This window comes from Gemmatimonas sp. (assembly GCF_044345575.1).
GTDB lineage: Bacteria > Gemmatimonadota > Gemmatimonadetes > Gemmatimonadales > Gemmatimonadaceae > Gemmatimonas.
This window is the reverse complement of sequence record NZ_JBIJAW010000211.1, coordinates 1-5726: the sequence shown is the minus strand read 5'-3', so window position 1 is coordinate 5726 and position 5726 is coordinate 1. Positions and strand designations below refer to the sequence as shown.

Here is a 5726-nt window from a genome sequence, read left to right as displayed (position 1 = left end):
ACGTCATCGAGGAGATGGCCGAAGATCTGGCCACGGGCCACAGCACCGGGCCAGAATGGAAGCGACGCTACCCGCCGATGTAAGCGCGTTCGTGGCGCCCCCTGCGCGCCACGGGGGCGGTTGACATCGGCCGTGGTGCATCTGCATTTGCAGGCGTGGACAACATTACGCATGGACTCGCAGGCTTGCTTGTGGCGGACGCCGCCGGCCATTGGCTGGAACGGCGTGGCGTACGCGTCACCTCGCGGGCGCGCCGCGCCCTGAGTGTGCTCGGCGTCGTCGCCGCCGAGTTTCCCGACAGCGATCTCCTCTACTCCGGGCCGGTGCTTCGCATGGGCCCGCTCGGCTACCTGCTGCATCATCGCGGCCATACCCATACAATCGTGTGGGCGGTGATCAGCGCGGTGGTCCTGTGGGTGGTGGCGAGGGTGTGGGTGTACCGTGGGGAAAACCGCGTGCGTGGCGCGAGCGGAGACGACGCGAGCTCGGTGGGCGCTGGCGTGAAAAGCGCCCACGTCAGTCGCGCACTGCTGGTCGTCGCGCTCATCGGGACACTCTCGCATCTGCTGCTGGACTACACGAACAGCTATGGCGTGCACCCGTTCTGGCCGTTGGACAACCGGTGGTACTACGGCGATGCGGTGTTCATCGTGGAACCGTGGCTGTGGCTGGTGAGTATTCCCGCTCTCTTCTGGAACCGGCCATCGCGGGTGGGGCGCGTGGTGCTGTCACTGGGCTTCGCGCTCATCCTCGCGGCCACGCTGCTGCTCGGCGAGGTGGCGCGTGACGTCGCTTTGATGCTCGTGGTCTTCGCGGCGGCGTGGCCGCTGCTGCAGTGGCGACTGTCGGCGCTGGGGCGTACGGCGAGCGGACTCGGCGCCTGGGCGTTGGTTACGGCGGGATTCTTCGCGGCATCGGGACGCGCGGATGCCGCCGTGCGTGCGGCCGTGGAGGGGGGGGCAGCGAAGGAGCGGGTGCTCGATGTCTCGCTCAATCCCGGTCCCGGCGATTGGGGCTGCTGGTCGGCGGTGGTGATGAGCACCGACGGCACGACCTATCGCGTGAGCACGGCGTTCGCGGCGCCGTTTGCCGGTGTCCGCCCGCTCGCGACGTGCGAAGCGCGCTATCGCACGGGACGCATCGGGAGCGATGTGCTGGGCGGGCTTAGTGCGCGAAGGGCCGCCACGTTCGCGGCGACGACGCAGGTGGCCTGGCGTTCGGCGTGGAGCGCCCCGCGCGAAACCCTGCAGACACTCGCGCGCACCCGCTGCGAAGTGCAGGCCGCGCTTCGCTTCATGCGCGTGCCGGTGTGGCAGCGCGTGAGTGACCGCGAACTCCTGCTGAGCGATGCGCGCTTCGGAGTGGGAGGGGGCGGCTTCAGCGAAGTGCTCGTGCCGGTGAGGGGGGAGTGCGGGATGGAGGGCGCGTGGATACCGACCTGGCGGCCCCCGCGGCTCGATGTGATGAGCGATGAGAGGGGGAGATCCGAGAGGTCAGAGTGAGACTCCTAGCACGAGGGTGAGAAACGAGTTCGGATAGAAGCGAGACATCCGCCGCTCAGAAGTGGGAAGCGAGGGTGTGGTTTCTCGCTTCTCACCTCGAGGACGCTGACGTCTCGCTTCTATCCGGGCTGGCATCTCCCTCTGCTCGGTCAATTCTCGCTCTCGATGCTCGGGCCCTGAGACGTCAGTTACGACATGTCGGTAGCGCCCCGATCCGTTCGTCGTTTCTCATCTCTGTCACGTCGAATTGCTGGACGCGCGCGGGCGTGGTCGGTGCCAGTGTGATGCGTACTCGCAGGTTCCCGTTGGTGCACGCCACCTTCCATTCGCCGCGCAGGGCGTTTTCGGCCCACAGGGGTCCTTCGGCGCGGCAGTTGCCGCCGGCCGCGGTGACGAGGCGCTTGATCTGCGCGTCGCGACGCGTGGCACTCTCGTCCTTGTAGAGGTTCATCGCGGCGATGCTGTCGCCGAGCGCGGTGCTCCAACCGTTGGTGACGAGGCGTGTGACCTGGTCACGCATGGCGGTGAGTACCGGCGACGGGCGCACGGTGCGCGGCACCAGGCCGCCGCTGCGGGCGAGCACCTCGAATGCGGCATCGAGCGGCGGGCCCCAGCCGGTGTAGGTGAGATTGCCGAGGGCGATGATGCCGACACCGTATTCGGGGAGCCAGCGCATCTGCGAGCCGAAGCCCGGCAGACCACCGCTGTGCGCCACGATGTGATTGAAGAGGCAGTTCTGCGAGACGCGCAGGCCGTAGGCGTAGCCACCGCTGTTGAGCGTCATCCCGTTTGCCGTACGCGCGACCGTTGCGCCCGCGTTGCGCCACAGTTGCTGCATCTCCCGCAGCGACGACCGCTTGAGCACGGGCGATTCGGCCCCGTCACGCGGCGGCCAGGCACTGAGCATGAGCCCCACCCAGCGCGACAGATCGGCGCTGCTGGTGAGCATACCGCCCATCGCGCCGAACGAGCCGTCGGGAAGCGGCGGCTCCTCCAGCCACTTTCCGTCTTGCAGGCGATAACCGTGGGCCAGCCGGTTGGCCGGGACGTCGCGCGCTTCGAGGGTGGTGCTGGTCATGCCGAGCGGGCGCAGGACCCGATCGCGGATGTAGCGCGCGTACGGCATGCCGCTCACGTTCACCACGATGCGTCCGAGGATGGCAAACCCGAAGTTGCTGTACTCGTACGCGATGCCCGGGGCGTTGGAGAACGGGATGCCCTCGGTGATCATGCGCGAGAGGTCATCGTCGCTGGCGGCTAGCTGCTGGTCGCCCCACGGATTGTCCTCGGGGAACCCGGCCGCATGCGTGAGCAGGTGGCGCACCGTGATACGCGGCGCATCACTGGTGGGATAGCGCAGGGCCTTGAGCTGCGGCACATACTTCTCGGCCGGATCATCGAGCGCCAGCTTGCCCGCGTCGCGGAGCTGGAGGATGGCGAGCGCCGTGAAGCTCTTGGTCATGCTCGCGATGCGGAACACGCTGCTCGTATCCACTTTCGCGCCACTGGGCACTTCGCGCAGCCCGTGCGCCGCCACGTGCAGCAGCTTGCCGTCGACGATGACACCATAGGCGATACCGGGCGCCCGCGTGCGCTCCATGAAGGCGCGCATGACGCTGTCGACGGCGGGAATGGCGCGTGTGAGCCGCTCGACGCGATCGGGGAGATCGAATGAGGGCGGGGGCGCGACGCTGGACTGGGCGCTCGCCGTGGAGGCGGCAAGCAGCGCGACGAGGGAGGCGGAGGAGAATCGGGGCATGCACAGATGTGCAACCGGCGGCGCCCGGCGTCAACGAGATGTGAGAGGTGAGATACGAGAATTGAGAGGGAGAGTCGAGGGGCTCGCGTCTCCCTCTCGCGCTTCGACGCTCACGGCCGACTCTCGGGTCTCAGATTTCAGAGGGAGAGCGCTGCCACCTCGTCGACGAAGTCCGCTCCGAACGCTGTCGAGGGCGTGTGGTACCCCGCTTCCGGCGGGTTCGTCATCATGCGTCGCGCGCTTTCCACGGCGGCGATGGCGGTGAAGCGATAGCCCTCGGCGGTCACGAGGGTGTCTTCGACGGTGCGACCGTCAGGGTGCGTCACGCGTCCCCACACCTGCATGCGCGCGCGTTCGCGCACGGCCCTGTTGGGGCCGCGCACGTGCGCGTCGATCTGCCGTTCCACGAACCGTCGCGTGGCGGGGAACGCGAGGAGCAGCTGCAGCAGCGGCATGGCCGCCATTCCCCAGCGGGCGCTCGAGGGGAGGGCGAGGTAGGTGTGAATGTTGGGGATCTTCGTGCTCCACTCCGCCGTGCTCACATCGCCCCACGGAATGGTGACGGCCTGTCGTGGCTTGTCGCGGAACGGGATCTCCCGCGTGCGCCACGCGCGGGGCACGGGCACGATGCGGCCGTCTTGGCGAATGGCACCGCCGCTGCCCCCGAGGAGCATGGTCTTGAGCGTCCCGCGGCTGAAGCCACCTCCGCCGGCAAAGGCGAGTTCGAGCAGTGCGGCGCCGGGGAGCCTGGCCGCGAGCTTGGCCGCAAGACAGTCGGTGGGCACCACATCGAATCCCACTCCCGGCAGGATCACGACCTTGCGCTGCTGGGCCGCCGCGTGCCGGTGGCGGCATGCCTCGAACACGGCGATCTCGCCGGTGATGTCGAGGTAATGCGCCCCCACGTCGAGGCAGGCCTGCACCATCAACGCGCTCGTGCGGAAGAACGGGCCGGCGCAGTGCAGCACCACGGTCACGCCCTCGAGCATCGCCAACAGCTCGCCGTGAGGGGTGGGCGGCAGCGCGCCAGGCGGCGTCACCTGTGGACGACCGCCTGCACTCGCCGCGGGCAGCGAGGCGACCCGCATCTTGAGATCATGCCGGGCGGCGATCTCCTGCAGGGCCGCGGCGTTTCGGCCGGCGACGATGGGGCGCAGCCCCCGCCGCACGCACTCCTCGACAATCAGTCGGCCCGTGTATCCGTTCGCGCCATAAATGAGCAGCATGGGCCCCAATATGAGAGATTTCACGAAAACCGCACGATTCGGAGTGTGAGCCGTGGATCCTGCGTGTTTCGTTCGTGACATCCGCTCTCCGTGTCCTCACGCTGGAAAGGCCGGTCGTCATGTCACGTGCTCTTCTGTCGCCCCCGTCCATGCCCAAGTCTCCGTCACCCGACCTGGTGAGTCGTATGCAGCGCCTCGCCGAATACATCGAGGCGCATGCTGACGAGGCGCTGTCGCTGGCGCGACTAGCGCGAGAGGCTCACCTCAGTCCGCATCATCTGCAGCGCACGTTCACGGCGGTGCTGGGGGTGAGTCCGCGGCAGTTTCAGGCCGCGAAGCGCCTCGAACAGTTCAAGGCCCGGCTACGTGATGGCGACGCCGTGCTCACGGCGACGTTCGACGCGGGCTATGGCAGCACGAGCCGGGTGTATGAACAGGTGACCGGCGGTCTCGGTATGACCCCCTCCGCGTATCGTGCGGGGGGCGCGGGGGAATCCATCGTGTATGCCGTACGCGCGACGGGATTCGGGATGCTGCTCATGGCCGCGACGGATCGCGGCGTGTGTCAGGTGGAATTCGGCGACGATGGCGACGTGCTGGTGGCGCGATTGCACGACCATTTCCCACATGCGGTGGTGGAGCCGGCGGGCGAGTCGGCGCGTGAACCCCTCGATGCGTGGATGGACGCGCTCGCCGCGCACGTCGACGACAGCGCCCCCTGTCCCTCGTTGCCGCTCGATGTGCGCGGCACGGCGTTTCAGATCAAGGTGTGGCGCTTCTTGATGAGCGTGAAGCCGGGGCGCGTAGTGAGCTACGGAGAGATCGCCGCCGGGATCGGCCATCCCGATGCCGTGCGCGCGGTGGGGACGGCGTGTGGCGCGAATCGCCTGGCGGTGCTCATCCCCTGTCATCGCGCCCTCCGCGCCGATGGGTCCCTCGGGGGATATCGGTGGGGATTGGAGCGGAAGCGGGTGTTGCTGGATCGGGAGGGACGGCTGGGTGAAGTGGTACATTCAAACGCGCCGGGCGATGCCGGCGCCAAGACCTGCCTTTGAACCGACCCCGTCGCGGCGCAGTGACCCGATGCCGGCGGTGGTCCCACGGGAGCTGTTGCATGGTGCGTGATTCACAGTCGCTTCGTCGTGCCGTCTGGTCGTTTGTGCTGGCCTCGGCCGCGTTCTTTGCGGTGGCACCGCGTGACCTTGTGGCGCAGCCGTCGCTGGTGGTGCTGGTGCGTCA

The 5726-nt window shown here is 68.0% G+C and carries 4 protein-coding genes; 2 read left to right on the top strand and 2 right to left on the bottom strand.

Going from position 1 to position 5726, the window contains the following annotated elements; translation table 11 throughout:
- The first annotated feature begins 155 nt into the window (after positions 1 to 155).
- On the top strand, positions 156 to 1502 hold the full coding sequence (locus ACIQ6O_RS11815; protein ID WP_396207992.1) for a metal-dependent hydrolase: 1347 nt from the start codon (positions 156 to 158) through the stop codon (positions 1500 to 1502).
- Positions 1503 to 1686: 184 nt separating this feature from the next.
- Here ACIQ6O_RS11815 and ACIQ6O_RS11810 read toward each other — a convergent pair whose 3' ends face one another.
- Together ACIQ6O_RS11810 and ACIQ6O_RS11805 are read right to left on the bottom strand one after the other, a co-directional pair.
- A complete protein-coding gene (locus ACIQ6O_RS11810) occupies positions 1687 to 3261 on the bottom strand; it encodes a serine hydrolase domain-containing protein (RefSeq protein ID WP_396207991.1) in 1575 nt (524 codons plus the stop codon).
- A 137-nt stretch (positions 3262 to 3398) separates the two neighbouring features.
- Positions 3399 to 4487: a saccharopine dehydrogenase family protein gene (locus ACIQ6O_RS11805; protein WP_396207990.1), complete on the bottom strand. Its 1089-nt coding sequence runs from the start codon at positions 4485 to 4487 to the stop codon at positions 3399 to 3401.
- Positions 4488 to 4636: 149 nt separating this feature from the next.
- On the opposite strand from ACIQ6O_RS11805, the gene ACIQ6O_RS11800 reads away from it, so the two are divergent.
- The gene (locus ACIQ6O_RS11800; protein WP_396207989.1) at positions 4637 to 5542 is read left to right on the top strand and encodes a bifunctional transcriptional activator/DNA repair enzyme AdaA; all 906 of its coding nucleotides are present in this window, start codon (positions 4637 to 4639) and stop codon (positions 5540 to 5542) included.
- Positions 5543 to 5726: the final 184 nt, after the last annotated feature.

Bases quoted from the DNA above. Each gene is read 5' to 3' on its own strand.
- ACIQ6O_RS11800 (WP_396207989.1), top strand. From the start codon at position 4,637: ATGCCCAAGTCTCCGTCACCCGACCTGGTGAGTCGTATGCAGCGCCTC.
- ACIQ6O_RS11810 (WP_396207991.1), bottom strand. From the start codon at position 3,261: ATGCCCCGATTCTCCTCCGCCTCCCTCGTCGCGCTGCTTGCCGCCTCC.
- ACIQ6O_RS11805 (WP_396207990.1), bottom strand. From the start codon at position 4,487: ATGCTGCTCATTTATGGCGCGAACGGATACACGGGCCGACTGATTGTC.